Consider the following 26628-nt stretch of genomic DNA (forward strand, 5'->3'; position numbering starts at 1 on the left):
GGGGAACACGGCCCGCCCCAGGCGCCAAAGTTCAACCGGCGCTCGCTTCGGCGTTCATGCTGCCGAACTTACCGCTGTTGAAATCGCGGAACGCCTGCTGGATTTCCGCGTCGCTGTTCATGACGAACGGGCCGTAGCCGACGATAGGCTCATCGATCGGTTCGCCGCTCAGCACCAGCAGTGCGACGTCGTTGTTGGCTTCGATGGTGATCGAATCCCCCGCCCGGTCGAAACGCACCATTTGGGTTTCGCGCACCACGTCTTCGCCGTTGACCAGGATCGCACCGTGCAACATCACCAGCGCCAGCGTATGGCCTTCTTTCACCGTCAGCGTGGTGGTATGGCCGGCATTCAGCTTCATGTCCCACACGTTGAGCGGGCTGAAAGTGCGTGCCGGGCCGGCGTGGCCGCCAAAGTCACCGGCAATCACCCGCACCTGCCCGGCGCCGTCCGCCAGCGGAACCACCGGAATATCGGCGTTCAGCAGCGTCTGGTAACCCGGCTCGGCCATTTTGTCCTTGGCCGGCAGGTTAACCCACAGCTGCACCATTTCCATGGTGCCGCCCTTGCGCGAGAAGTCCCGAGAATGGAACTCTTCGTGCAGAATGCCGGAGGCGGCGGTCATCCACTGGACGTCGCCGGGGCCAATCACCCCACCGCTGCCGGTCGAGTCGCGGTGTTCCACTTCGCCCTGATAGACGATGGTCACCGTTTCAAACCCGCGATGCGGGTGCTGACCCACGCCACGAGTGCCGGAGGCGGAGCGGAATTTGGTGGGCGCTGCGTGATCCAGCAGCAAGAACGGGCTCATTTCCGCCCCCAAATCGTTATAAGAGAACAGCGAATTCACCAGGAAACCGTTACCGACCCAATGTGCTTCCGGGCTGTTGTGAATACCGAGGATTTTTTTCATCTTGAACTCCCGTTTCAGACCTCACGGCCTTAAGTTGATGTCAGAAGTTTAATCCGCCGGGGTTTGCTGCAGTAGTAGGCAAGATGTACACTCAGCGTTCTACTGATAGAACGATAAGGGATGCGATGCTGACCGATCTGAACGACCTGTTTTTCTTCGCCAGCGTGGTCGATCACCAGGGATTCGCCCCCGCCGGCCGGGCGCTGGGCATTCCCAAATCCAAGCTCAGCCGCCGCGTGGCGCTGCTGGAAGAGCGGTTGGGCGTGCGCCTGATCCAGCGCTCGACGCGGCGCTTCTCGGTGACCGAGCTCGGCCAAACCTATTACGCGCACTGCAAGGCGATGCTGGTGGAAGCGGAAGCGGCGCAGCAAGCGATCGAGCAGACCCGCGCCGAGCCCTGCGGCACGGTGCGCATGTCCTGCCCGGTGGCGATCTTGCACACCCGCGTCGGCAGCATGGTGGCAGCTTTTATGGCCGATTACCCCAAGGTGACGGTGCATCTGGAGGCCACCAACCGCCGGGTGGACGTGGTGGGGGAAGGGTTGGATCTGGCGATCCGCGTACGGCCGCCGCCGCTGGAGGACAGCGATCTGGTGCTGAAGATCCTCGCGCAGCGCACCTGGTGCGTCGCCGCCAGCCCGGCGCTGGTGCGCACCCTCGGGCCGGCGCAAACGCCGGAAGACCTGCGTAAATACCCGACGCTCGATCTCGGCCCGGCGCGTGCTCAGCACCAATGGCGGCTGACCGGCCCGCAGGGTGAACGGGTGGAGTGGGAACACACGCCGCGGCTGGTCACCGACGACATGCTGATGCTGCGTACCGCCGCCATCGCCGGCGCCGGCATCGTTCAGCTACCGGCGATGATGATGCGCGACGACATGCTGCGCGGCGAGCTGGTGCAACTGTTGCCGGGCTGGCAGCCACAGGGCGGCGTGGTGCACGCAGTCTACCCGTCGCGCCGCGGCCTGCTGCCGGCAGTGCGGCTGCTGCTCGACTATCTGGGGGAGCAATTCGCCAGCATTGAAGAAGAGTGATCAGGCGGTGATTTCGATCGCGTTGCCATCCGGATCGCGAATGACGGCCTCGTAGAAGCCGTCGCCGGTCCAGCGCGGCGCGGACAGCAAAATGCCCTCCTGCTGTGCGCGCTGCGCCAACCGATCGACCTGCCGCTCATCCCCCAGCGACAGCGCGATGTGCGCCCAACCGACCCGCTCCTCCTGCGCCTGCGCCGGCAGCAACGTCGGCACGCACATGATCTCCAGCGACGGCCCGGCCGCCAGGCTGACGAAGCGGGAAACGAACCCCGGCCGGTTGCGGCTGACATACTCCTCCCCCGCTTCACCGTTGAAATAACGCTGCCAGAACGCCAGCTGCGCGTCGATGTCATGGGTCCACAGAGCAACATGGGCTATTTTCATCATCATTCTCCGATCGATAAATCGCTGTGCCAGATCTGGCCGCCGCCTTGCGCCACCTGCAACTCAAGCTGCGGGTGCGCGCCGCGCGCCGTCACCAGATGATCTACCCGCCCGGCGGGCAGGAAGGGGTAAGGGGCATAGGTATTGAGTTTGTCGCGGGTGCACAGCACCGCCACGCTGCCGGCGCGCGTCAGCAAGCGCTTTTTGAACGTGGCGTCCTGATAGCTCAATGCGGAAAAGCCACCGGCCGGGTCGTAGGCGCAAATGCCGGTGAACACCAGATCGAAATGGAACCCGTCTATCTCTTCCGCCGCCTTGGCGTCCACGCAGCCGCCGACCTGCGCATCCAGTTCGCCGCCGATCAGGATGGTGCGGATCCCCGGCCGTTCCAGCATTTTGCCGGCGATGCTCAACGCATTAGTTACCACCGTCAAACGCCGATCGCGTGGCAACAGCTCTGCCAGATACAGGTGGGAGCTGCCGGCATCGAGGAAGATCAGCTGTTCTTCGCCGATCACCCCCAGCGCGGTCTGCGCCAACGCCAGCTTCTCATCGCCGCTGAGGGCAATGCGCGCCGTCATGGGGCCTTCGGCCGGGGTCGGCGCCAGCGCACCGCCATAGATGCGTTTGCACAGGTTCTGCGCCGCCAACTGGCGCAGATCGCGGCGGATGGTCGCTTCGGTGGTATTCAGCCGCTGCGCCATCTCCAGGGCCAGCACCCGCCCCTGTTGGCGAAGCGTGTCGAGAATGGCCTGATGGCGCTCATTGGGTAACAGTTTGGACATCGCGGGGATCCGGTGGCGCTAAAGTGATCATAAATGTACACAAACGTATATAATCGAACAATCACTTTTTTGGTAACACTCGAGCGGCAGTGCTCGTCTAGACTGAAAGTGACATCACCAATAAGGGATTATGACGCGATGACCTCCGCCGTGCTTTATACGCTGTTTCCCGCCGCAGCCACCGTCGTCGGCGCAGCGGTGGCGCTCTATCGCCGCCCCGGTGACGCCGCAATGCGCGTCATCCATCACTTTACCGCCGGCATCGTTTTCGCCGCCGCCGCCACCGAAATCCTGCCCGATCTCAAGCAGCAGTCGCCTGTGGCGGTGTTGCTGGGCGGCGCTGCGGGGGTGCTGTTAATGCTGCTGGTTCGGCGGCTGGGTGAAAAAGCGCAGGGGCCGGTCGGTTTTATCGCCGCGGTCGGCGTCGATATCTTTATCGATGGGCTGGTGCTGGGCATTGCCTTCGCGGCCGGCGCCAAAGCCGGCCTGCTGTTGACGCTGGCGTTAACGCTGGAAGTGCTGTTCCTCGGATTATCGATCGTCGGCGATTTGAAAGACTTTCTCGGCAGGCGGCTGCGTGCCATGGCGGCGATAGTCGGCCTGGCGCTGCTGCTGCCCATCGGTGGCCTGCTGGGGGCGCCGGTGGCCATGCTGGGCACATTTTGGCTGACCGCCTTTTTGGCCTTTGGCCTGATCGCCCTGCTCTACCTGGTGACCGAGGAGTTGCTGGTCGAAGCGCATGAGGGCGGGAAAGAGACACCGTTCGCCACCGCGATGTTCTTTGCCGGCTTCCTGCTACTGTTGCTGCTAGAGGAAGGTTTGGGGTAAAAAAACGGGAATTTCATGGCGCATGCCGCCCGATGGCAACGCTTTGGCTATACTGTGGCAAGCGAAGTTACCGCAGACGTAACGGCTTGGGCGTAAAGGGAAAACGATGTTATTGACGATCGCAAGGTGGCTGTTTCAACTCCCCGGGAAGCTGTTCGGGCTGATTTTCAAAAATCGCCTGAGGATATTTTTGTTCTTCATGCTGGTTGCCATCGCGGTACTCGGCGCCAAGCGCTATCTGCGCGCCCACCAGTATGACGACGAGTTCAGCCTCGCCGCCCCCGCCGATTACAACCGCGCAATAAAGCGCGAAATGCCGCTGCGCGAAGCGCGTGAACAGTGCGGTGGGCCGTTGCACGACAATGCCGGCCAGCCGTGGCCCGCCTCAGCCGGTTATCTGCATCAGCCGACCAGGCTGCCCGCGACCGGTCTGCATCGGCTGACGCTGGATAATCAGGGCAACGATTTCGCGGTGCTGGTCAAGCTGGAAACGCCGGCGGCGCCGCAGCAGCTGGCGGAAGTCTTTATTCCGCCCGCTGGCAGCTTCGAGGTAAAAATCAATGCGGACGCGGAACACGTGATGAAAATCAAGAACATCAAGACCGGCTGCATGTTCCGCTCCAGGTCATTCAACCTGGATAAACAGCGCGATTGGCGCATGCCGCTGACGCTACAGAAGAACGGCAGTCTGCAGCTGCAATCTATAGGCGACCGCCAATTCTGATCGGGCGCCGGGCAGAAAGAGCCGGCGCCGCGAGGATTACTTTTTCACCGGGTGATCGCGCCGGAACAGCTCCCAGCTTTCAATTTCCTGCCCACTCGGCAAGGTACAGGTGGAATACTGGCCTGCCGCATTCTCTTTGGCGTTCAGCTTGCCGCCGATTTTGGTGCAATACACGTCGGCCGGGTTCGCCATGCCGATCGGTTTCACCTGCGGCGGTGGTGGCGCCTCGTTGGATTTCACGGAACACCCCTGCAACATCGTCATCCCTGCCAGCAGGGAAAGCATCAACGTTTTTTTCATTTTTTCAGCTTATGCAAAAACGAACGGCGGAGCGCTCCGCCGTTCGCTCATCATGAAATAAAGGATTTGCCCTGTTTCAGCACCAGATCGCAGGCTTTTTGCTTCACCTTCTCGGTGATCTGCGAGGTGCCCAGGCTGTTCAGATCCAGACTCTTGCCTTCGCCGGTCTGCAGCAAGCCGCCCAGGCCCTGCTGATAATCCTGGCTCTTGGCGTTTTCGGTGCTGGTGATGCCCAGCTTGCTGAGCAGCTGATCTTTCACCCCTTCGGCGCCGTTAGCCGACAGCACGTTGTTTTTCACGCAGTACTGCAGGATACCGGCGGCATTGGTCATGCTGCTGGAGCTCAGCGCCTTGTCGCCGCCGTTCAGCAGACCGGTCAACGAGGAGAGTGACATGCCGCTGCTGCTATCGCCGCCCGACTTGCTCAGTTCACCCGCCGCGCTGCTGAGGGAATCCATCAGCCCGGCGGCCTGGGAGGCACCGCTGGCCAGGGTAGCGGACAGCGCCAAGGCCAGCAGTAAACGATGTTTGGTGATCATAGTGGTGAAACTCCTGTAATAACGGCATGCGATCGGCGCAGCGCGCCGGGATACCCTTCCGACGCCGCCGGCGGCGACAAGTTCCTTTTATCTCGCCACCGCGCCATTTTTCGGAATTCAGGAAATTTAGAACTGCCAGCGCAGCCAGGCGAAGAACACGTTGCCGTTGTTATAGGTACCGGGAATGTAGGTCGCCTGGAACGTCAGCCGCTGATAGCCGATAGAGGCCAGCGGCAGCGGCGCCGGAATAGGGATGTATTTCCAGTTGTCGCGCGCGGTGACGCTGGCGGTGAAGCCCAGCCCCAGGCGGAAATCCTTGTCATCCAGCGGGCGCCAGATCTTCTCGTAGGCGTAACCACCGATCGGCTCCCATTTGTTGAAGGAGTCCTTGAACGCCATGATGTAGATGCCGTGCCAGTCACCGTCGCTGTCGTAGCGGGAGATGCCGTAACCGGCGCCCCACGGGCGCTCGTTGTACTTATCGATATGTTCATCATCGTAAGTCCAACGGTTGTGCCAGGTGATGGCCGGGATATAGAGATCGTGGTTAGGCGAGTTGTTCCAGGTCTCCGCCACGTTATCGGTAAAACGCTGCCATAGACCCGGTTTTTCAGCCTGTGCGGTATTGCCACTTTCTGTACCAACCTCAGCGTAAGAAGGCAGTGCAGGAAATATCAACGCCAGAGAACATGCCAAAAGAGTCCGTTTGAGAAACATCGTAAAGCTCCTGTAAAAATACGGCCGCAGATTCTTACCGATAGCCCAGGCAAGATCAAGCTGTATCTAATTTATCCAACGCCCGTTGTGCTTTGGTTAAGTTTAGCACCGGAATATTCCCAATAATTTTTAACAGGTTGCACCGGTTTCCCCTATGCTATCGCCTTTAGGAGGGCAAAACCGTGGGAAAAGTCCGCTTTGTCGTTCGCTACTCGCGGGCCAGGTGCTTGACCAATACATCGACATCGAGGCGGTTCACAAATTCCAGAGAATATGAGGAATAGAGGCCGAACAAGCGGTTTTGGTGCCCGACCACCACCAGATCGATGCCGGCCTGATGAATGAAATCGCTCACGTCCTTAAAGCGCCGGATGGTGACGATTTCCTTGACCGCAACCGGCGCCTCGACGGCGCTCACCAGCCGGCTCAGCATCGCCTTGGCGGCGATCACCTCCTGCGCCTGGCGATCTTTGACCAGCGCATCGCTGCCGTACTCCAGCTCGGCGTAGTCGGCGTTAAGGTGGCCGACGGTGAGGGCGATCGGCAGCCCGCGCACCATCGCCACCGTTTGACGCAGCAACGGCAGCCTGTCACGCTCATCATGAATCAGTACCAGAATATGTCGATAGCTTTTCATCGCAGTTCCCCCCACAGGCCAGTACCGCTGGGACATCATCCCCTCTGGTAGGTATACGCCATCTGCGCGCACGTAGAGAAAAGTTTACGTATCACTTCCTACGGAATGTGATGGCCACCACGTTATATTAATGCCCGTGACGGCACATTTTAGCGCCGGCCCGACGTGGCGCGCACTACAGTGCCCGTAAAGCAAAGCTGACGAAAAAAGGCGGACAAAAAACGATCGTTGTTAATTTTTTGTTTTTGATTGGTTACAAGGTAGCTTCATGAAATAAGCGTGCGGCGGATCACCAAAATCCCCCTTTACGCCAGGTTCTGCTTTTCTTTCCCAGGCAAAAAGCGTTACGCCACCCGATGGGATTTAACGCGGCGTCAAAAGTACCGGATGACTCACCCTACATCACGATAAATGCCAATGCGCCGCCGCTTCTCTAGCGATATACCGACAATGAAAAATACCGTCTCTTTCCAATATCCAATACCCCTACTTTTTATGTATTACTCAATCGCGTAAAGCGCCGAATACAAACCGCCTATTCACCGGTCGCCCCCCTTATCTTGAACAAGCTGAGACTTTAAATAACTGTTAATGCTAACGACACAACATCGCCAGCAATTTATTTTTGCTGATTTTTGCCTGACAAAATAAAGATAAATAATCCGGAGCAATCAATGAAAATAACTATCGGGTCATTCATTCTGCAACAGCTTCACGCCCTGAACGTCGATCGTATTTATGGCGTGCCCGGCGACTATAACCTCAGCCTGCTGGAGCTGCTGGAAAACGACGAGCGGCTGGCGTTTGTCGGCAACTGCAATGAATTGAACGCCTCCTACGCCGCAGACGGTTACGCCCGCATGAAAGGCGCCGGCGCGCTGATCGTCACCTACGGCGTCGGCGATCTGGCCGCGCTGTCCGGCATCGCCGGGGCCTATGCCGAATCTTCGCCGGTTATCTGCATCGCCGGCACGCCGCCGCTGCATGCGATGAAGAATCATCAGCTCTTGCACCATACCCTGGGCGATGGGAATTTCGACAACGTCATGAACTGCTTTAAACAATTCACCGTCGCTCAGGCTCTGATCACGCCGGAAAATGCCGCACAAGAAATACCACGCGTTATTTCCCGTGCCTGGATAGAGAAGAAACCGGTGTATTTACAGCTGCCGTCGGATATTTGCGATGTGGAAATTGAAATCGCCGCGGCGGCGACGGCACCGCAATTACCGGCCAGCGATAAATACAATGTGCAATTAGCGGCGATGGCGCTGTTAACCAAAATCAAACGCGCACAGCGCCCAATCATGTTGGTCGATCAAATGGTGGATCGCTACCAGTTGCAGCAGTTGGTCATCGCGGTCGCTCACCGCTTCGCCATTCCGCTGACCAATATGCCCACCGCCAAATGCATTATCCCGGAAAACACCGCCGGTTGGATGGGCGGCTACAGCGGCAATCTGTCGCGCCCCGAACTGTATGAACACATTGCCCACTCGGACTGCGTGCTGAGCTTCGGCGTACGTCTGGTAGACTCCACCACCGGCTATTTCTCGCAGCAAATTCCCGCCGCCGCTCAGGTGGATATTCAGCCGTTTTCGATGAAACTGGACAACACCTCCTACCCAGCGGTAGCGACGGCGGATCTGCTGCAGGCACTGCTGGATCTGAGCGAAGACGCGCCGGCGCAGCGTTTATCACCGCTGGCCGATCCCCGTGAGAAGCTGGCGACGCCGAGCGACGCGCCTATCGACCAGGCCTATCTGTGGCGACGCATCCAACGCTTCATCCAGGCGGATGACGTGGTAGTGGTGGAAAACGGCACCTCAGGCGCGGCCATCGGCGGCATGCGCATGCCAGGGGGCGTCAAGGTGGTCAACCAACCGATTTGGGGCTCGATCGGTTATACCCTGCCGGCGCTGCTCGGCACCCTGATGGCGGCGCCTGAGCGCCGCCACCTGCTGTTCATCGGCGACGGCTCCTTCCAGCTCACCGCGCAGGAAGTGTCTACCCTGCTGCGCTGCGAGCAAAAGCCGATCATCTTCCTGATCAACAACGACGGCTACACCATTGAACGCTATATCCTCGGCGAAAACTCGTCTTACAACGACATCAGCCCGTGGGACTACGCCAAACTGCCGGCGGTATTGAATACCCAGGCGCAGCCGTTCAGCGTGGCGGTAGAAACCACGCAGCAGCTGGAAATGGCCCTGGAACACGCCTCGCGGCAGGATCGGCTGGCGTTTATCGAGGTGAAAGTGCCGATGATGGACACGCCGCCGGTGATGAAAGAGTTCTGCAACCGCTGCAACAGCTTTAACTTCGGCCTGACCAACCCGCGCCGCAGCGCCTGAGGCGCGATCGCGCCGCCGGTGGATCAGGCCACCGGCGGCGTTTTTTATGCCGCTACCCGCCGGCGCGCGCCATGCAGCGCTGGCGGCGTTCGTCCACCCGCTTGGCAAACCAGGCGGTGGTCAGCTTGCGGGTGATTTTCGGGCTTTCCAGCTGGATACCCGGCAGCATCTCACGCGGCAGCTTGCCGCCCGCCAGCGCATAGACCTTCTTATACAGGTCGGTGTCGGCAAAGCCGGCCGTGTCGCCTTTCTCCAGCGCCCGGCGAATGGCGCTGTCGCTCATGTTCAGGCGCTTGCCGAGCGTGCGCACCGCCAGCTCGGTCGAACCGGGCTTGTCGCTGCCGAAGTCGATAAGATCGCCGTCCAACGCCAGCGGAATGGCGCTCGCCCGGCTGACCGCGTTTTGGAACGCCGCGTTGCGGCTGGCGTACCAGCCGGCGTTGAAGTCGGCGAAGCGGTAAATCGGCCGGCTGTAATCGGCCGAGTACCCCAGCAAATGCATAATGCCGAAGTACATACCGCCGCGCCGGCTGAAAACTTCGCGGCGAATCGAGCCGTCGATCGAATAAGGGTATCCTTTGGCGTGCGCCTCGGCGAAGGCGATGCTCACCTGCATCGGGCCGCCGGTATGTACCGGATTTAAATGGCCGAACAGCTTCTGCCCCATCGGCACGCGGTCGATCATGTCATCGAAGATATCGCTCAGATCCTTCTCGGTGCGCACCTTATCCAGCCGCTCGCTGTAGCTCTGGCCGTTCGACGATGAAATCTTCAATGCGGTGTGCACCAAAAAATTCGGGATGTGCATCTGATCGGCGCGGCGGTCGATCTCCTTCCAGGCGATCTTCGGCAGCCCCGGCACCTGCGGGTTAGCCTGGAACGTCGACTCCTGTTCGGTCACCGCCAGCACCGAACACAGGTTCTCATCGCTCGGCTCGATGTCCTGCGCGGCGAAAGCGGCGGTAATATCGGTGGCCCAGCCCTGACGATCGCCGGCGTTGGCCGGGATCAGCGTCATCAGTCGGGCTTTAACGTCGGCGGGACGCGCCGCCGGCGCCGTGGTGGTGGTTTTGCTGGTACAGCCCGCCAGCGCCAGCAGCGCAACCAGGCTCAGCAAACGGAAGGGCATCGGGTGGAATAAACGAGGTATCGGCATCTTTTCCCTGAACGTGATGACATGAACAGCACTGAAATTAGCCCAGCCGCCGCGCACAATCCAGTATAAATATACCCGTTCCGCCGCACAGGTGGGCCGGTAAATACCCAACAACGCAGGGAGAACAAAATGATCGAACTCAAAGAAATGACGGCGCAGGAACTGGATCACTACCGTAAATACGGGGTAAAGGCTTACGCAGACGATTTGGCGCGTTCGTTTCAGCTCAGCCAGGAGCACGCGTTGATCGAGGCCGAAGCCAATTTCAAACGAGGGCTGGCGATGCCCGACCAACGGTTGGTATGCGCGAGACTGCCGAATGTCGAGGACAGCATCGCCACCGTCTGGTACGCCATTGAGCAACGAACCTTCGGTAAGCAGCTGTTTATCTATGATTTTGAAGTGACGCACGCCTGGCGTGGCAAAGGCTATGGCGAGCGGGTACTAAACGCGGTGCTGGACGCGGCGAGAGCACAGGGGGCGGAATATGCCGAACTGACGGTGTTCAACGATAATCCGACGGCCGCGCGCCTGTATTCCAAGTTAGGTTTCGATGCGGTCACCACCCGTATGCGCCGCCGTTTGTAGCAATAGGTTATCGAAGCTCGGGATTTTCAAATGACGCATAAAGATGTATTTTATATACATTATATAAATCACTTTGCTTGCCCAGCCAGAGGAGCCCCCTATGGAGCAGCAGCTGCTTTGCTATAAAACCCTGCCGGAATGGAACAGCGACACGCTGCCGGAGGCCTTTCGTCAGCGCCACAACACCCAGAGCGGCACCTGGGCGAAACTCACCGTGCTGAGCGGCAACCTGACGTTCGCCATGATGACCGAAGACGGCGCCACCACCGAGACCTGGCAGTTCAGCCCCGAAAGCCAGCCGCCGTTTATCGCGCCGCAGCAGTGGCATCGCATCGTTTCCTTCTCGGACGACATGACCTGCCGGCTGGCGTTTTACTGCACGCCGGAAGATTACTACCACAAGAAATACGAACTGACGCGCACCCACTCTGAAGTGATCGAGGCGGCGGCGCGCATCGCGCCGGGCAAGGCGCTGGATCTGGGCTGCGGCGGCGGCCGCAATTCGCTCTATCTCAATCTGAAAGGTTTCGACGTCACCGCCTGGGACAAGCACGCGCCGTCGATAGCCCGCCTCAATCAGATCATCGACGCCGAGCAGCTGACCCGCCTGAGCGCCGGGGTGCAGGATCTCAATACTCACCGCTTCAGCGGCGACTACGACTTTATCCTGTCCACCGTGGTGATGATGTTCCTCGAGCGGCAGCAAATCCCGCATATCGTGCAAAACATGCAGGACAGCACCGTGCGCGGCGGCCATAACCTGATCGTGGCGGCGATGGATACCGAGGATTATCCCTGCCCGCTGCCGTTCCCGTTCACCTTCAGCCCGGGTGAGCTGAAGCATTATTATCGCGACTGGGAGATCCTCAAATACAACGAGGACGTCGGCCAACTGCACAAAACCGACGCCGCCGGCAACCGCATCTCGCTGCGCTTCGCCACCCTGCTGGCGCGCAAACTATAGCGCGTCGTGAAAGATCACCCCCAGCGTGTGGCGTTGGCCGGCGCGTATCCGGCTGACGCCGTGGCGCAAATTGACCCGATAGTAGCCTTTCACTCCCGCCACCGGCCGGTGATGCACGGCGAACACCACGGCGTCACCCTGCTGCAGCGGCACCACCTCCGGCCGGCTCTGCATCCGCGGCCGCTGTTCGGTCAGCACGAATTCGCCGCCGGTGAAATCCCGTTCGGGGGCGGAGAGCAAAAACGCCACCTGCAGCGGAAATACCCGCTCGCCGTACAGATCCTGATGCAGGCAGTTGTAATCCCCCGTTTCGTAACGCAACAGCAGCGGCGTCGGTCGCCGTTGGCCGGCCCGGTGGCATTCGGCCAGGTAAACCTCATGTTCGGCGGGATAGCGCGCCGTCAGGCCCAATAAGGCGTTCCAGCGGTTGGCCACCGGCGCCAGCCGCGCATACATCAGGCTGCGCGCTTCGGCCACCGGCGGCGGCAGCGGATAATCGAAATAGCGGTACTCGCCGCGGCCAAAACCGTGCTTCGCCATCACGATGCGGCTGCGGAAGTGCGCATCCTGCGGGTAGAGCGCCGCCAGCTCGCGGCACAGGTCATGGCTGAGCAGGCCAGGCAGCCGCGCGCAGCCCTGCGCATCGAGTTCACGTTCAATTGCCGCCCAGTCCAACTCGGCCAGCCGCGCCGCCAGCGCGCCGCTCATCGCTGCGCCTCTTTTTCCAGTAAGGCTTTCTTGCGCTCAATGCCCCAGCGATAGCCGGACAAGGCGCCGTCGTTGCGCACCACCCGGTGACAGGGGATCGCCACCGCCAGCACGTTGGCGGCGCAGGCGCCGGCCACCGCGCGCACCGCTTTGGGCGCCCCGATGCGCCGGGCGATATCGGCATAGCTGACGGTTTCGCCGACCGGTATCGCCTGCAGCGCCTGCCAGACCCGCTGTTGAAACGCGGTGCCGCGAATATCCAGCGGCAGCGCCAAGCCGTTCTCCGGCGCTTCAATCAGGCCCACCACCTGCGCCATCAGCGCTTCATACTGCGCGTCGCCGCCGATCAGCTCGGCATGGGGAAATTTGTCCTGCAGATCCTGCACCAGTTGCTGCGCATCGTCCCCCAGCAGAATGGCGCAGATGCCCACCTCGCTCTGCGCCGCCAGGATCTCGCCCAGCGAACAGCGCCCGACGGCGAAATGGATGCGCATGCCTTTGCCGCCGGCCCGGTAGGCCTTCGGCGTCATGCCCAGCGCGGCGCTGGCTTGTTGGTAGAAGCGGCCGTTGGCGCCATAGCCGGCGTCGAAAATCGCGTCGGTCACCGTCTCCTGCTCCATAAGACCGGCGCGCAAGCGTCGGCTGCGCTGCGCGTCGGCATAGCCTTTCGGCGTCAGGCCGGTGATCGCTTTGAACAGCCGGTGAAAATGATACTGGCTCAGCCCGACGTGGCGCGCCAGCGTCTGCAGCGACGGCGCTTTCTCCGCCCGCTCGATATAGCGGCAGGCCTCGGCTATCTGCCGCGCATGCTGCTCCGTCAACGGGGTCAGCCCCTGGCGGCAGCGTTTGCAGGGCCGATAACCCGCCGCTTCCGCCTGTTCGGCATCGTCGAACAGCTCCACGTTTTGCCGATTCGGCTGGCGTGACGGGCAAGAAGGCGAGCAATACACGCCGGTGGTTTTCACCGCGTAGATAAAGCGGCCGTCGGCATGCTTGTCGCGGCTGACGATCGCCAGCCAGCGCGGATCGGCGCTGTCGATTACGTTTTTCATCATCCGTTCCTCACTGCGGTTTCGATGTTAACCAGCATAGTGATGGGGCGTTGGCGAAACACGCCGACTCTTGCTTTTTAATTCGGCGCCGACGTTTTCAACAATGTTTCGACAATTTTTAACCAACAACATGAAGTTTATTACGTTGCCAACCCGGTTGCACAGCGTTAGGATCGCGGCCGGCCACGGGCGTGGCCAGTGTTTTTGCCTGTTAGTTGCGCGCATGGAGAGGTTATTGTGTTAGAGAGTTTTGGCGTCCTGAATTTATGGACCTATTTGGCCGGGGTGGTCTTCATCATCATTCTGCCGGGGCCGAATACGCTGTACGTGCTGAAAACCGGCATATCGCGCGGCGTGCGCGCCGGCTATACCGCCGCGCTGGGCGTGTTCATCGGTGATGCGATCCTGATCTTCTGCGCCTATATCGGCGTGGCGTCGCTGATCCGCACCACGCCGTTCCTGTTTACCCTGGTGCGTTTTCTCGGCGCGATTTACCTGCTGTTCCTCGGCGCAAAAATCCTCTACGCCACCTTCGTGCAGAAGGCGCAGGCGCAACAGCAGCAGATTGAGGGCGGCCACAGCATTCTGCGCAAATCGCTAACGCTGAGCCTGACCAACCCAAAAGCGATCCTGTTTTACGTGTCGTTCTTCGTGCAGTTCATCGATTTCAACTACGCGCACACCGGGTTGTCGTTCACCATTTTGGCGCTGATCCTCGAAGCCGTCAGCTTTATCTACATGAGCACGCTGATCTTCTCCGGCGCGATGCTGGCGCATTTCTTCAATCACAAGAAAGGCCTGGCGAAGCTCGGCAACGGCCTGATCGGCCTGCTGTTCCTCGGTTTCGCCACCCGTCTAGCGACCCTGAGCTCGTGATCCCTCCCGGCCGGCGCCCGCCGGCCGCGGTTTACCCTTCCGTCACGGCAAAATGACACGCAGGACAAACCGAATGTCAGGCAGACCAAAGCCGCCGCTTTCCCGCTGATCTAGACTTGCAGGGTTAACGATAACCTGATGAGCCTGATCGGAGGATGTATGTCTGACAATACCGTAGCCGTGCTGGATAGCGTATCGCGTTTTCTCGATCGTCAGCATGGGCTGTATATCGACGGCCAGTGGCGCGCGTCCGCCGCGGAAGGCCGCCTGGCGGTGTATAACCCCGCCAATGGGCAGCAGATCGCCACCACCGCCGACGCCAATGAACACGATGTCGCGCTGGCGGTGCAGTCCGCCCACAAAGCCTTCAGCGAAGGCGTCTGGGCGCAGCGTCTGCCGGTAGAGCGCGAACGCATCCTGCTGCGCTTCGCCGATCTGGTGGAACAGCACGCCGAAGAGCTGGCGCAGCTCGAAACCCTGGAGCAGGGCAAATCCATCAACATCGCCCGCGCTTTCGAAGTCGGCAGCACCCTGAACTGGATGCGTTACACCGCCGGGCTGGCGACCAAAATCACCGGCCAGACGCTGGACGTGTCCATTCCGATGCCACCGGGCGCCAAATATCAGGTTTATACCCGTAAAGAGCCGATCGGCGTGGTCGCCGGCATCGTGCCCTGGAACTTCCCGCTGATGATCGGTATGTGGAAAGTGATGCCGGCGCTGGCGGCGGGCTGCTCCATCGTCATCAAGCCGTCGGAAACCACCCCGCTCACCCTGCTGCGCATCGCCGAACTGGCGAGCGAAGCCGGCGTGCCGCCGGGCGTGTTCAACGTGGTCACCGGCCGCGGCGCCGTGTGCGGCAAGGCGCTGACCGAACATCCGCTGATCGCCAAAGTCAGCTTTACCGGCTCCACGCCGGTGGGCAAGAGCATCGCGCGCGCGGCGGCGGATCGCCTGACCCGCGTAACGCTGGAGCTGGGCGGCAAAAACCCGGCCATCGTGCTGAAAGATGCCGATCCGCAGCAGGTGATCGAAGGCCTGATGCTCGGCAGCTTCCTTAACCAGGGGCAGGTGTGCGCCGCCAGCTCGCGAATTTATATTGAAGCGCCGATTTATGATCGGTTGGTGGCCGGATTCGAACAGGCGGTGAAATCGCTGTCGGTCGGGCCGGGGATGGATACCGGCGCGCAAATCAACCCGCTGGTGTCGCTCGCGCACCGCAACAAAGTGGCGGCCTACCTGGACGACGCCCGGGCGAAAAACGCCGAGCTTATCGGCGGCGCGGCCGGGCCGGACAGCAACGGTTTCTACGTTCCGCCAACGCTGGTGATCAACCCGGACGATCGGCTGAACCTGACGCGCGAGGAAGTGTTCGGCCCGGTGGTCAACCTGATTCGGGTGGCGAGCGCCGAAGAGGCGCTGAGCAAGGCCAACGACACCGACTTCGGGCTGACCGCCAGCCTGTGGACCACCAGCCTGCAGCAGGCGATGGCGCTGACGCCGCGCATTCAGGCCGGCACCGTGTGGGTCAACACCCATACGCTGATCGACCCGAACATGCCGTTCGGCGGGTTCAAACAGTCGGGCAGCGGCCGTGACTTCGGCCCGGATTGGCTGGATGCCTACACCGAATCGAAATCGGTCTGCATCCGCTATTGAGTGAAGCGGCGCGGGCCAGGCCCGCGCCCTGATTTACTGATACTGACGACGGTATTCGCTCGGCGACATGCCGAAACGCTGCTTGAAAGCGGTCGAGAAATGGCTGTGATCGGTGAAACCCCAGTCGAGGCCGACGCCGGCCAGTTTTTCCTGCCCGGCGGCGCTGCGCAGCGCCTGCGCGCACAGATCCAGCCTGCGGTTCCTGATGTACTGCGCCACCACCAGCCCCTGACGGGCGAACACCCGATACAGACTGCGTAACGACACCCCCAACTCGGCCGCCACCCACTCAGGGCGCAGCTGCGCCGACTGAATATGCCTGTCGATCAATGCCAGCGCCTTGTCAAAGACCGGTTGCTGCCCCTCCGGCCGCGCCTGCTCGAGCGCCAGGGCCGGGCGCAGCAGCGCCGCCAGCGCATTCAGCACCGCCTCGCTTTCCGCCGCGGCAAGCTGAGGATCCTGCATGCTGCTCAGCACCAGCTGGCGGCTGAGGCGCACCGCGCTGAGCTCGGCTCCCAGACGCTGAGCGCAAGGCGGCGGCAGCGGCAAGCAGCCGCGCGGCAATAACAGGGAGATTTGGCGCGAATCGCGCTGGAAAGTGAAACTGCTGGGCTGTGAGGCATCGATCAGCGTCATGTCGCCGGGAGAGAGCACCGTTTGGCGATCGCCCTGCTCCATCAACGCGCTGCCGCGCAGCTGGATGACGGTGAAAAAGTGCGCACCGTCGCTGCGGGCAATTTCACGCGGCGTGCGGTACAGCCGAGCCTGGGACACGTCGACCACGCTCAGGCGCAGGGCATGGGCGCGAAACTCCTGCATCGCCCCGCTGAAGCCGGGCCCCAACGTTTTCGCGCAGAATCGGCCGCAGGCGGTGTTGATTTTCCCCAGCCACTCTTCGAAGCCGACGTCCCGGAGCGTTGCCAATGCCGTCATGATCTCTCCCTTCAAACAGCAGCGGTGCTGCGCCGTTGAACAGAAAAACACCATAACAATCCGTTAACACACAATCAATGGCGAGCGGGGGATTTGGCGCCGCGATCACAGATCATCGGGCGCCCGTCATCAATCCGCCACGAAACCGTCATCTCATCGTCACAGGCCTCGCCAAAAATACAGGCTGTTCCCCCTTCACGTTGACTCCCTGGACATGACCCGATGAAATCGTTGCAGAAATCCATTTTAGCGCTGTGTTTGTTTACCACCAGCGCCCTGGCCGCGTTCCATGCGCAGGCGGCAGAGGAAGCCCAACCGTTCACCACCGCGCAGCAGGTGGATCTGACCCACATCCTGCCGCCGCCGCCGGCCAACGACTCGGCGCAGACCCAGCGCGAACTGCGGGAAGTGCTCGACATGCAGCAGAAACGCACGCCGGAAATGGCCAGCCAGGCTAAGGCGGATGCGGAAGAGAACGTCTGGGTATACAGCAACGTGATGGGGCCGAAGTTCAACGCCGAAGCGTTGCCGGCCGTGAGCGCCTTCTTCGATCGCATCGTCGCAACCGAAGCGGCGGTGGTCGATCCGGCGAAAGATTTCTGGAAGCGCCCGCGCCCGCATATGCTGGACAGCCGCATCGAGCCGATCGTCAAGCGCTCCAGCTCCGGCTCCTGGCCTTCCGGCCACACCACGCTGGGCACGCTGATGGGCATCACCCTGGCCAATATGGTGCCGGAGAAGCGTGCCGCCATCATGACGCGCGCCTGGCAATACGGCGACAACCGGGTGGTGGCGGGGATCCACTACCCTTCCGATATCGAGATGGGCCGCATCGCCGGCAGCGTGATCAGCCAGCAGCTTTCACAGCAGCAGGATTTCCAGCAGCAGTACCGGCAAGCACGCGACGAGCTGCGCCAGGCGCTGGATTTACCCGCGGCGAAATAGACCCGGCGGCTAGCACCGGGCCCTGACGGCCCGGTTTACGGCTGTTTGTCCAACAGGTAACGCACCACCGCCGCGTACTCTTTGGCGTAGCCTTCAACGCTGGTGCTGGCCATGCCGGCATTGTCTATCTTGTATTTGCCGGCCACGTAGAACGACGGGGTGCCGCGCACCTCGAATGCTTTCACCGCTTCGTTCTGCTTGGCGATCAATCCTTTGACCAGCAGGCTGTGGCGCGCGTTTTCATAGGTAGCGGCATCGATGCCGGCCGCCGTAAACACCCGCTGAATATCGTCGGCGCCGTTGACGGCGCGCTGTTTCTGCACCGCGTCGAACATCGCCCCTTCAATCTTGTCTTCCACGCCCAGCACCGTCGCCACCGCCCAGGCTTCGGTCAGCTCATTGCCCAGTTTGCCCATCAGGCTGACGTGATATTTGGTGACTTTCTCACCGGCGGGCAGCGCCTGCGCCACGGTACTGCCTACGCGATAGGTATCGGCGAACTGATAGCAAGGGCCGCAGTAGAAGGAGAAGAACTCCACCACCGCCGGCGCGGCGGCCACCGGCTTATCCAGCCGGGTGTATTGCTCGCCCGCACGGTAATCCGCGGCCTGAACCGCAGGCAGCGCCAACATCAATACGACGGCGGCGGCGAACGAACGCTTAACTTTTGCCAACATAAACACTCCTGGTTTCATCTATGAACATCGTCCTTAGCGGCGGTTTTTATAATCAAATAACCGCCAGAAGACCAGTTTTTATTACCTTCTATTTGTGAGGGATTATGTTCAGCGACCTTCGTAACCGTCCCAGTACGCACCTACCGCTTCCTGTGAGAGCACCTGGCGGCGCTTAGGATTGTCGGCGCTGCTGTAGGCGCGATTAATGAAAATGGTTTTGTGTTCCATGTTCTGCTGGAACTCCGTGCTGGCCAGGTAATCGGCCTTTTTCTGCGCCTCGCTGCGCGCCACGCCTGCCGCGCGATCCTTTTTCCCCAGCTGGTAGAACTGTTCGAACATCGGCACGGCGTTCTTAATACTGCCGTTCACATCGGTGCGGAATTGCGGATCAAAATCGTCGCGAGTTTGATAAACGTAGTGTTTGGCATGCTGCTCGGCACTGCTGAGGTGATGGGTGCAGGCGCTGAGCGCCAACAGCGGCAACAACAGCGCCGCGCTTTTCAGTCTTTTCATGTCGTCTGTCCCTGTCAGTGAGGAAGGTTCCTTTAGCGCCACGAGCATAGCGCCGCCACCCGGCAAACGTCAAACGACAAAAAACGCATCACATTGTTTTATATTAATATTATATACACTGATTGGTATTCATTGCCTGAAACACTATGCTTTAACAGAACAGGGTAAACACTCACCGACAGCGAGGCGGCCAATGAAACCGATCGACAAAAACGTGGGGGAGTACGACCTCACGGCGGAAAAAAAAGCGGGCATGATCACCGGCACCATCCGCGGCGAACTGCCGGACAGCGACGCCAATCTGCCGCTGCTGCCTTTCTCCGGCACTTTCGCCGGCCCCAGCGTGGCCGAAGCCATCGCCGATATTCAGCAACAGTTCCCCGACATCGAACCGGCGATTATCGACGATTTGCGCGAGGAACTGCTGAAGGCCGGGTTCTAATCCGGATCGCGGTGCCGCACGAACGGACTGTAGACCGGCGCGCCGGGCTTCAACGCCAGATCGGCGTCAAAATCTTCATTGCGATTGAACGGCACCGCCGGCCAGGTGGAAAACGCGTTCAAACCGTCCCGGTACGTCTGTGTCACCTGTGCCAAAGCGGCATTTTGCGCCTGCAGAGCTTCGCCCGCCAACCCGCCGCGCACGCCATAGACCAGGAACGGCTCCAGCACGCTAAAGCCGATATAGTGCAGCGCATGCATGATTGGCCACAGCATCAGCCGCATATCGCCGTCGCGCCCGTTCGGCGCGCAGGCCTGTGCGGAAGCGCCGGCGGTCACGGTCAGCAGCGCCCGCTTACCGCGCATCACGCCGTTCTCATGGCGGTGGCGGCTGTCGTAGATCCCGCCGTAAACGAACACCCGATCCATCCAGCCCTTGATGATGGCCGGCGCGCCGAACCACCAGAAAGGGAACTGCAGCACCAGCGTATCCGCCCAGCGCAACAGCTCGATATGCCGCCGGATCTCCGCCGGCAGCGCCTGGATCGTCCAGTGATGGCGCTGCTCCTGCATCGCATCGAACCGGTCCACCTGCTTTCTGCTGGGGTAATGGCCGGCGCCCTCGCGCGGATCAAACCCCTCCTGATACAGATCGACCGTTTTCACCTGATGCCCCTGCGCCAGCCAGGCCTGCCGCGCCTGTTCGGCCAAATGGGCATTGAAAGAATGCGGCTCGGGGTGAGCCAGCACAATCAGCACGTTCATCCTGTGTCTCCCGTTGTAAGGTGGTGCTGTTATGCTGTGGCTTTATCGTCCCCTTGGCAATTACGCACCTGAAGGTAACCCCCAATGGCTTATCCCGGCGACGTCTATTCGAGCAAGTGTTCCGCACGCGATGCGCTGGCGCTGATTTCCGGCAAGTGGGTGATGCTGATCCTGCCTGCGCTGGCGCAGCGCCCGATGCGCAACGGCGAGCTGCTGCGCCGCATCGACGGCATTTCGCAGAAGGTGCTGACGCAAACGCTGCGCCAGCTGGAACGCAACGGGCTGCTCGAACGGCTAGATTTAAGTGAAAAGAATCAGGCGCATGTTGAATACCGGCTCAGCGCCGTCGCCTGCTCGCTGGTCGAGACGCTGGCGGCGCTGGACCGATGGGCGGAATACCATTTCCCCGAGCTGGACGCCGCCCGCGAGCGCTATGATGCAGACCGCGGGCGCGAGGCCGATTAAAGCGGTTTGGCCCGCAGCGTCTCGCCGCTGCGCACGAAGTTGCCGGCCCCCAGATGATGAATGGTGTGCAGATCCGCATTGGCGGCGGTGAAGTTCCAGCACCCTTGCTGGAACACCCGCTCGTCCGCTGCCGCGCTCAACACCTCGCCGAAGCAGGTGTCGTATTTTTCCTGTGCGCCGCTTTCCGGCAATAAGCGGCACTCCAGCCACGCCACGCAACCCTGTTCGATCAGCGGCACCTGCAGCGTGGCGCTCGGCGCTGCGGCGATGTGAAAGCGGGCAAACTTGTCTTCATCCAGCCCGGACACGCTGCCAACCGCGTAGGTGGCGTCGATGAACATGGCCGCCGGCACGCAAATGCCGAATGCGCCGCTCTCCTCGATCATTTGCCGGCTGTGCGCCCCTTTGTCCACCACAATGGCGATGCGCGGCGGGCTGAACTCCACCGGCATCGACCAGGCGGCGGCCATCACGTTGCGTTTGGCGCCGTCGTGGCTGCGGCTGGTGATCAATACCGTCGGGCCGTGGTTCAGCAGGCGGCTGGCGTGTTCGAGGGCGACAGGACGAAAGTGGCTCATCGGGAAATCCTTGCGAGTGACTGATTGTCCCGCAGTGTAGATCTGCGCTGCGGCGGCAGGCAACGCGGGGCGCACAGAATGCGCAGGTGAGACGCTTGTTCCCCGTCTCGCCATCCGTTATCTATAGTTAGATCAATTCGCCGGTAACGGCCCACTCCACCTGAGGATCTTGCCTTGACGTTTTTAAAACACCCTATCGCCGGATTGGTGCTGGCCGGCTGCGGCCTGCTGTCGGCGGGCGGCGCGCTGGCCGCTTCCGATGCGCTGGTGTACTGCACCGTCGCCTCGCCGGAATCGTTCAACCCGCAGCTCTCCAGCTCCGGGCCGACCTTTATCGCCACCTCGCAGGTGCTGTACAACCGCTTGGTGACGCTGCGCGAAAGCGATAAAACCCCGGCCCCGTCGCTGGCCACCGAGTGGAGCGTCAGCCCGGACGGCAAAACCTATACCTTTACCCTGCGCCAGGGCGTGAAATTCAACAGCAACAAATACTTCACCCCGACACGCGACTTCAACGCCGAAGACGTGGTGTTCACCGTGATGCGGCAGAAGGATCCCGCTAACCCTTATCACAAGGTCTCCGGCGGCAACTATGAATACTTCACCGACATGGGCCTGGATAAGCTGATCACCAAGGTGGAAGCGGTGGACGAGCATCACGTGCGCTTCACGCTGAGCCAGCCCAACGCCGCCTTCGTCGCTGACTGGGCGATGGATTTCGCCTCGATCCTGTCCGCCGAATACGCCGACGCCATGCTGAAAAAGGGCACGCCGGAATACGTCGACAACTGGCCGATCGGCACCGGGCCGTTTGCGCTGCAGCAGTACAAGCAGGATTCGCTGATCCGCTACATCGCCAACCCGCACTACTGGCAGGGCGAAGTGGCCAGCAAGCACCTCATCTTCTCCATCACGCCGGATCCGCAAACCCGGCTGGCCAAGCTGAAAACCAACGAATGCCAGATCATCCCCGCGCCGCTGCCGGAACAGTTCGCCGCCATCAAGGCCGACGGCAACCTGCAGCTGCACGACATTACCGGGCTGAACGTCGGCTATCTGGCGTTCAACACCCAGAAAAAACCGTTCGACAACCTGCTGGTGCGTCAGGCGTTGAGCTACGCGGTGGACAAGAAAGCGATCGTCGCCGCGGTGTTCAAAGACAGCGGCACGCCGGCCAATTCACTGCTGCCGCCGGGCATGCTGGGCTACAACGACAAACTGCCGGAGTACGCCTACGATCCGCAGAAGGCGCGCGAGCTGCTGAAGCAGGCCGGGCTGGAACAGGGCTTTGAAACCGACATCTGGTCGATGCCGGTACAGCGCCCTTACAACCCGAACTCCAAGCGCATCGCCGAGATGATCCAGAGCGACTGGGCGAAGGTGGGCGTGAAGGCCAAGATCGTCACCTGGGAGTGGGGGCAGTATCTGGCCGGGCTGCGCAAAGGCGAGCAACAGAGCGCGCTGTACGGCTGGGTGTCGGACAATGGCGATCCGGACAACTTCGCCACCCTGCTCGGCTGCGCCGGCGTGCAGAGCGGCGCCAACGTGGCACGCTGGTGCGATAAGGATTATGACCGGCTGATCCAGCAGGCGATCCAGGAGAACCAGCCGCAGGCGCGCGCCAAGCTGTATCAACAGGCGCAGGTGATCTTCGCCAAACAGGCGCCGTGGCTGCCGCTGGCCACCGGCAAAGTGTTCTACGCCACCCGCAGCAACCTGAGCGGCTATGTGGTGGACGTGAACGGCAGCGATTTCGCCAAGGCCAAATTGAACTGATCTTAGGCGCCGCAGCGCGGACTGCGGCGCAACCCGCTTCATCGCTTAATAAGCTGCCAGCCTCTGAACCTATCATTATTAGCTTCATAACTTACGGCGCTCACCTATCACCAGACGCATATCCCACTAAACCAATAGCTTAATAAGCGAGCTGAACCTGGCGTTTTGCCTAAATTGCGCGCACGCGCTTTCCTCCGATGTAACATTTCGTTACCATCGACGCACAGACCCTTTAACATCAAAAGGTAACCCGGTGCAGAACACCTACATGCCGTGGCAAATTCGCCTGCACTGGCTGGTGGCGATCCTGCTGGTCATCACCTGTGTCACCATCGAGCTGCGGGGCTTGGCCGAACCGGGCAGCGCCCCTTGGTACGTGCTGGTTGTCACCCACTTCAGCTGCGGCGTAACGGTATTTGCGCTGATGATCGCCCGCCTGTTCCTGCGCTGGCGCCACCCCTCGCCCGCCATCGCGCCCAAACCACCGAAGTGGCAAACCGGCCTGGCGCACCTGACGCACACCCTGATCTACCTGCTGCTGCTGACGCTGCCGGTGCTGGGGGTCTATTCGCGCTATCTGGGGGGCAAAGAGTGGTATCTATTCGGCCTGCCGATGCCGTTCGCCGACGTGGCCGATCGGCCGCAGGCGCGGGCGATTATCGGCTGGCACAAAACGCTGGCGTCATTCGGCTACTGGCTGATCGGCCTGCATACCGCCGCCGCACTATTCCACCACTATATCGTCAAGGACAATGCGCTGGTGCGTATGCTGCCACTGATGAAAAAGCGCTGACCATCCGGCGCCAGGGATGAATTTTCGGACCACGCCTGCTGACAGGGAATGATATGCAAACCCAATTTTTTCATGTGACCGTCGAGCAATGCGCTTGCCAACAGACGGCGCCCGACAATCTGGTGAGGATCATCGCCTCCGGCCAGACGTTCTTTTTTTATCGCGATGACTTCAGCGACAGCGAAAATCTGCTGGCCAGGCTCGCTGCCGGCGATCGGGTGAAGATCGGCGCCCACCGCCTGCGGGACGGCAGCTACTGGCTGCACTGGCTGCTGCACGGCACGAAAGGCCGGCTGGAGCCTGACAGAACGCTGAAATATAAGCTGAAATACTTCGCCCTGCTGCTGCTGGGCGCGGCGCTGGCCGGCGGTTTCCCGGCGGCCTTTTTCATCATGGACCGGGAAGATTCCTGGCTGACCATCGTCCTGTTCTTTATCGCCATCATCGCCGGCCTTATCGGCATCGGCATGGTGCTGTTCGTCGGTTCGGAGCTCCTGTTGATTGCGCACCGCGGCCGCAGGCGCCTGCTCAGAGCGCTGGATCGCGTGCTGCAGGGGCAAGACGTCACGCCGCCCGGCTCGCTCAGCCTGAAAATCCCCGGCATCAGATACCGGGCCGTCCGCGCAGACGCCGCGCCAGTGCCCGCAATGCCACAAACCGAGCTCCCCCTCCCCGAGGGCGTCGAGGCCTCCAGCATAGAGACGGTCAACGCCCTGAGCTACGAACTCTGCCACTATGAGATCCCGCGGCAGGTGCAGTATTTGGACACCTATGCGTGGCGTCAGAAGGAGACGCACTTCGCGTTGACGACCCGCGCGCTCAACGTCCCCAATACCAAACTGCACCCGGTATTTCGTCGGCAACATCCGCTTTTCATCGCCAAAGGCGATCCGCTGCAGGTGCTGTATTGCGAAAACGACACCGTCCCCGAGTTGCCGACGGTGCGTGGGATCATCAATCATCGCGATCGCCAAACCTATCTCATCGGCGGCAGCCGCTACTTCACCGAAGCCGGCCTTAACCTGTGCGCGCGCGTTGTCTTCATTTTTGGGGCAATCGTGGCGTGTTTTGTGCTCGGCATGACGGTGGTGGATAACGCCGATACCCCGGCGGGCTTTTACCTGGATGCCTGGACCCTGAAGCGCCTCGGCAGTGAATTGCCGCCGATTATTCTGCTGCTGATGCTGATGGTCAGCGGCCTGGCGCTGCTGATCGAGGGTTTCGCCCAGATCTGTCGCCTGTACTCTTTTGACCAGCACCGCACGTTTAAAACGTTTAAATACCTGCGAAATCTGCGTCGCAGGTTGTGGCGGCAGGCTCAGGTGACGGAGCTGAAATGATGACGTTAGCGCTTTATAAAAGACCCCTTATTATCCTGACGCTGTTTTTAGCCAGCGCGCTGGGCGTCTATTTGCTCGCCCCTGAGCAACGCTATGCGCAGTGGCAATGGACTCGGGGCGACCAGGCGTTGCCGACGATAGCCCGTTACGATCTCATCCACAGCTACCCGGCGCCGGACGGCGCCCTGCTGCTCACCAGCAAAAGAAGTGAAGACCGCGCGTACAATAGCTTTTACGGTTGGGCGGCCAACTACCTCAGCCAGGTGCTGTTTGCCGGCCCAAAAGGGTTACAAATGCTGGGGGAACTCGACGACTTGATCCACGATGCGGTTTGCGGCGAGCAGGAGTGCGTGCTTTTTCTCTCTGAGGGCCGCAGGCTGGTTGATGTGCAACGGGGTACCATCGGGGCGCTGATCCCCTGGCCGGAGGGCGACGACAACCGGCCTTCCTTTGTCGGCGGCAAACTGGTGGCGCAACCGGGAAAACGCGCGCTGTATCTCATCAGCACCGAAGGCGTATTCTACAGCCCGGACTTCGGCGCCCATTGGCGGCAGACGCTGGATCTGCCGGCGCTGCTGGACGCGCGGCAACTGCTGGGCTTTGAGCGCGGCGAGGAGGAGTCACCGACGGCTTACGCCTCCGGTAAGCGCAAATCCGTACCCGAGATATTCACCGCCATTGATGGCGACCGCGTGCATTTCTGGATGAACCCGGTGCTCGGATCTGGCGCGTTACACATCGCCGTTAACGGTAAAACCGGCGAGGTGATTGAAATGCATTGGCTGCTGGTGCGCGTGGAGGAAAGCGCGCAAGCCCCGGACGGCGGCATCTACCTGATCGCACAAACGCTGGACAGAGGGCTGTATCAGCTTCTGCGTTATCAATCCGACGGGCAGTTGAAGGTGCTGCTGGAGACCGGCGATAAATCGCTGTATCAGCTCTGGGCGGGCAACGATAAGCTGGTCGCCCAAACGGATAACGGCGATGCGCGTCTTTCGCTGATTTTCGATCTGCGCTCATCCGACGTGCACTACCGACAGCCGTTGGAGTACCGGTACAACGGGCGCGACGACGCGCGCCAAACCGTGATCGAACCAGAAAGCCACTATGACGATGACGGGGAGATCCCGGCGCTGCCCTACTTCGTTCGCTATCGCTCCACCACGCCGTGAACATAAGGAACT

General features: G+C 60.9%; 30 protein-coding genes. 15 read left to right on the forward strand and 15 right to left on the reverse strand.

Translation table 11 applies throughout. The features are described from left to right. Window positions 1-31: 31 nt before the first annotated feature. Window positions 32-913: a pirin family protein gene (locus tag N6G83_RS13970; RefSeq protein WP_016928920.1), complete on the reverse strand. Its 882-nt coding sequence runs from the start codon at window positions 911-913 to the stop codon at window positions 32-34. A 125-nt stretch (window positions 914-1038) separates the two neighbouring features. On the opposite strand from N6G83_RS13970, the gene N6G83_RS13975 reads away from it, so the two are divergent. Further along, window positions 1039-1947: a LysR family transcriptional regulator gene (locus N6G83_RS13975; RefSeq protein WP_043135578.1), complete on the forward strand. Its 909-nt coding sequence runs from the start codon at window positions 1039-1041 to the stop codon at window positions 1945-1947. On the opposite strand, the gene N6G83_RS13980 is transcribed toward N6G83_RS13975, so the two are convergent. Both N6G83_RS13980 and N6G83_RS13985 read right to left on the reverse strand, forming a co-directional pair. Beyond that, the gene (locus N6G83_RS13980) at window positions 1948-2331 is read right to left on the reverse strand and encodes a VOC family protein (protein WP_025301702.1); all 384 of its coding nucleotides are present in this window, start codon (window positions 2329-2331) and stop codon (window positions 1948-1950) included. It abuts the gene before it with no gap. Between the two features lie 2 nt (window positions 2332-2333). Continuing rightward, complete coding sequence (locus N6G83_RS13985; RefSeq protein WP_043135576.1) at window positions 2334-3116, reverse strand: DeoR/GlpR family DNA-binding transcription regulator; 783 nt, start codon at window positions 3114-3116, stop codon at window positions 2334-2336. Window positions 3117-3254: 138 nt separating this feature from the next. Between N6G83_RS13985 and N6G83_RS13990 the strand changes: the two genes are divergently transcribed. Both N6G83_RS13990 and N6G83_RS13995 read left to right on the forward strand, forming a co-directional pair. Continuing rightward, window positions 3255-3944, forward strand: coding sequence for a transporter (locus tag N6G83_RS13990; protein ID WP_049206228.1), 690 nt, complete (start codon window positions 3255-3257; stop codon window positions 3942-3944). Between the two features lie 106 nt (window positions 3945-4050). Then, window positions 4051-4668: a hypothetical protein gene (locus tag N6G83_RS13995; RefSeq protein WP_193402557.1), complete on the forward strand. Its 618-nt coding sequence runs from the start codon at window positions 4051-4053 to the stop codon at window positions 4666-4668. A 36-nt stretch (window positions 4669-4704) separates the two neighbouring features. On the opposite strand, the gene N6G83_RS14000 is transcribed toward N6G83_RS13995, so the two are convergent. From N6G83_RS14000 to N6G83_RS14015, 4 genes are all read right to left on the reverse strand, one after another. Continuing rightward, window positions 4705-4968 (reverse strand): DUF333 domain-containing protein, encoded by a 264-nt coding sequence (locus tag N6G83_RS14000; RefSeq protein WP_043135572.1) that lies wholly within the window; start codon window positions 4966-4968, stop codon window positions 4705-4707. Between the two features lie 50 nt (window positions 4969-5018). Then, window positions 5019-5507: a DUF2501 domain-containing protein gene (locus N6G83_RS14005; RefSeq protein WP_043135570.1), complete on the reverse strand. Its 489-nt coding sequence runs from the start codon at window positions 5505-5507 to the stop codon at window positions 5019-5021. A gap of 126 nt (window positions 5508-5633) precedes the next feature. After that, complete coding sequence (gene pagP, locus N6G83_RS14010; RefSeq protein ID WP_025301698.1) at window positions 5634-6224, reverse strand: lipid IV(A) palmitoyltransferase PagP; 591 nt, start codon at window positions 6222-6224, stop codon at window positions 5634-5636. A gap of 208 nt (window positions 6225-6432) precedes the next feature. Next, on the reverse strand, window positions 6433-6861 hold the full coding sequence (locus N6G83_RS14015; protein ID WP_260515523.1) for a universal stress protein: 429 nt from the start codon (window positions 6859-6861) through the stop codon (window positions 6433-6435). A gap of 674 nt (window positions 6862-7535) precedes the next feature. Here N6G83_RS14015 and N6G83_RS14020 point away from each other — a divergent pair. Then, window positions 7536-9215 (forward strand): alpha-keto acid decarboxylase family protein, encoded by a 1680-nt coding sequence (locus N6G83_RS14020; RefSeq protein WP_043135568.1) that lies wholly within the window; start codon window positions 7536-7538, stop codon window positions 9213-9215. A gap of 52 nt (window positions 9216-9267) precedes the next feature. On the opposite strand, the gene N6G83_RS14025 is transcribed toward N6G83_RS14020, so the two are convergent. Beyond that, window positions 9268-10371: a DUF1615 domain-containing protein gene (locus N6G83_RS14025; RefSeq protein WP_260515524.1), complete on the reverse strand. Its 1104-nt coding sequence runs from the start codon at window positions 10369-10371 to the stop codon at window positions 9268-9270. A 129-nt stretch (window positions 10372-10500) separates the two neighbouring features. Here N6G83_RS14025 and N6G83_RS14030 point away from each other — a divergent pair, with 129 nt between their 5' ends. Together N6G83_RS14030 and tehB are read left to right on the forward strand one after the other, a co-directional pair. Then, the gene (locus tag N6G83_RS14030) at window positions 10501-10959 is read left to right on the forward strand and encodes a GNAT family N-acetyltransferase (RefSeq protein WP_043135565.1); all 459 of its coding nucleotides are present in this window, start codon (window positions 10501-10503) and stop codon (window positions 10957-10959) included. A gap of 100 nt (window positions 10960-11059) precedes the next feature. Then, window positions 11060-11923, forward strand: coding sequence for an SAM-dependent methyltransferase TehB (gene tehB / locus N6G83_RS14035; protein WP_260515525.1), 864 nt, complete (start codon window positions 11060-11062; stop codon window positions 11921-11923). On the opposite strand, the gene N6G83_RS14040 is transcribed toward tehB, so the two are convergent. Beyond that, window positions 11918-12631, reverse strand: coding sequence for a 2OG-Fe(II) oxygenase (locus N6G83_RS14040; protein ID WP_049208667.1), 714 nt, complete (start codon window positions 12629-12631; stop codon window positions 11918-11920). The genes tehB and N6G83_RS14040 overlap by 6 nt on opposite strands. Beyond that, window positions 12628-13683, reverse strand: a complete 1056-nt coding sequence (ada, locus tag N6G83_RS14045; protein WP_089195565.1) for a bifunctional DNA-binding transcriptional regulator/O6-methylguanine-DNA methyltransferase Ada — start codon at window positions 13681-13683, stop codon at window positions 12628-12630. The genes N6G83_RS14040 and ada overlap by 4 nt, the downstream gene beginning before the upstream one ends. 237 nt (window positions 13684-13920) lie before the next feature. Here ada and leuE point away from each other — a divergent pair, with 237 nt between their 5' ends. Both leuE and N6G83_RS14055 read left to right on the forward strand, forming a co-directional pair. Then, complete coding sequence (leuE, locus tag N6G83_RS14050) at window positions 13921-14559, forward strand: leucine efflux protein LeuE (protein WP_004940625.1); 639 nt, start codon at window positions 13921-13923, stop codon at window positions 14557-14559. A gap of 159 nt (window positions 14560-14718) precedes the next feature. Next, window positions 14719-16218 carry an aldehyde dehydrogenase family protein gene (locus N6G83_RS14055; RefSeq protein WP_238969011.1) on the forward strand — a complete coding sequence of 500 codons (1500 nt, stop codon included), beginning with the start codon at window positions 14719-14721 and terminating at the stop codon, window positions 16216-16218. A 33-nt stretch (window positions 16219-16251) separates the two neighbouring features. Here N6G83_RS14055 and feaR read toward each other — a convergent pair whose 3' ends face one another. Continuing rightward, entirely contained in the window at window positions 16252-17151 is a 900-nt protein-coding gene (gene feaR / locus N6G83_RS14060; protein ID WP_049206237.1) for a transcriptional regulator FeaR, read from the reverse strand. Window positions 17152-17373: 222 nt separating this feature from the next. Here feaR and N6G83_RS14065 point away from each other — a divergent pair, with 222 nt between their 5' ends. Continuing rightward, entirely contained in the window at window positions 17374-18096 is a 723-nt protein-coding gene (locus N6G83_RS14065) for an acid phosphatase (RefSeq protein WP_060447665.1), read from the forward strand. Window positions 18097-18131: 35 nt separating this feature from the next. On the opposite strand, the gene N6G83_RS14070 is transcribed toward N6G83_RS14065, so the two are convergent. Both N6G83_RS14070 and N6G83_RS14075 read right to left on the reverse strand, forming a co-directional pair. Continuing rightward, complete coding sequence (locus tag N6G83_RS14070; RefSeq protein ID WP_043135553.1) at window positions 18132-18773, reverse strand: DsbA family protein; 642 nt, start codon at window positions 18771-18773, stop codon at window positions 18132-18134. Window positions 18774-18881: 108 nt separating this feature from the next. Continuing rightward, entirely contained in the window at window positions 18882-19286 is a 405-nt protein-coding gene (locus N6G83_RS14075) for an Exc2 family lipoprotein (protein WP_043135551.1), read from the reverse strand. Between the two features lie 193 nt (window positions 19287-19479). Here N6G83_RS14075 and N6G83_RS14080 point away from each other — a divergent pair, with 193 nt between their 5' ends. Further along, window positions 19480-19728: a hypothetical protein gene (locus N6G83_RS14080; protein ID WP_019454278.1), complete on the forward strand. Its 249-nt coding sequence runs from the start codon at window positions 19480-19482 to the stop codon at window positions 19726-19728. Here N6G83_RS14080 and N6G83_RS14085 read toward each other — a convergent pair. After that, complete coding sequence (locus tag N6G83_RS14085; protein WP_049295111.1) at window positions 19725-20492, reverse strand: NAD(P)H-dependent oxidoreductase; 768 nt, start codon at window positions 20490-20492, stop codon at window positions 19725-19727. The genes N6G83_RS14080 and N6G83_RS14085 overlap by 4 nt on opposite strands. An 84-nt stretch (window positions 20493-20576) precedes the next feature. Here N6G83_RS14085 and N6G83_RS14090 point away from each other — a divergent pair, with 84 nt between their 5' ends. Beyond that, complete coding sequence (locus N6G83_RS14090; RefSeq protein WP_025301684.1) at window positions 20577-20957, forward strand: winged helix-turn-helix transcriptional regulator; 381 nt, start codon at window positions 20577-20579, stop codon at window positions 20955-20957. Here N6G83_RS14090 and N6G83_RS14095 read toward each other — a convergent pair. Beyond that, the gene (locus tag N6G83_RS14095) at window positions 20954-21535 is read right to left on the reverse strand and encodes a flavin reductase family protein (RefSeq protein WP_142590783.1); all 582 of its coding nucleotides are present in this window, start codon (window positions 21533-21535) and stop codon (window positions 20954-20956) included. The two genes, N6G83_RS14090 and N6G83_RS14095, sit on opposite strands and share 4 nt — an antisense overlap. A 174-nt stretch (window positions 21536-21709) precedes the next feature. Here N6G83_RS14095 and N6G83_RS14100 point away from each other — a divergent pair, with 174 nt between their 5' ends. From N6G83_RS14100 to N6G83_RS14115, 4 genes are all read left to right on the forward strand, one after another. Then, complete coding sequence (locus N6G83_RS14100; protein WP_025301682.1) at window positions 21710-23311, forward strand: ABC transporter substrate-binding protein; 1602 nt, start codon at window positions 21710-21712, stop codon at window positions 23309-23311. 268 nt (window positions 23312-23579) lie between these two features. Then, the gene (gene cybB / locus N6G83_RS14105; protein WP_089181662.1) at window positions 23580-24104 is read left to right on the forward strand and encodes a cytochrome b561; all 525 of its coding nucleotides are present in this window, start codon (window positions 23580-23582) and stop codon (window positions 24102-24104) included. Between the two features lie 53 nt (window positions 24105-24157). Beyond that, window positions 24158-25444, forward strand: a complete 1287-nt coding sequence (locus N6G83_RS14110) for a hypothetical protein (protein WP_142590785.1) — start codon at window positions 24158-24160, stop codon at window positions 25442-25444. Next, entirely contained in the window at window positions 25441-26616 is a 1176-nt protein-coding gene (locus tag N6G83_RS14115) for a hypothetical protein (RefSeq protein ID WP_043135547.1), read from the forward strand. Before N6G83_RS14110 ends, N6G83_RS14115 begins: the two co-directional genes overlap by 4 nt. Window positions 26617-26628 lie beyond the last annotated feature (12 nt).

Source organism: Serratia sp. PL7 (assembly GCF_945957435.1).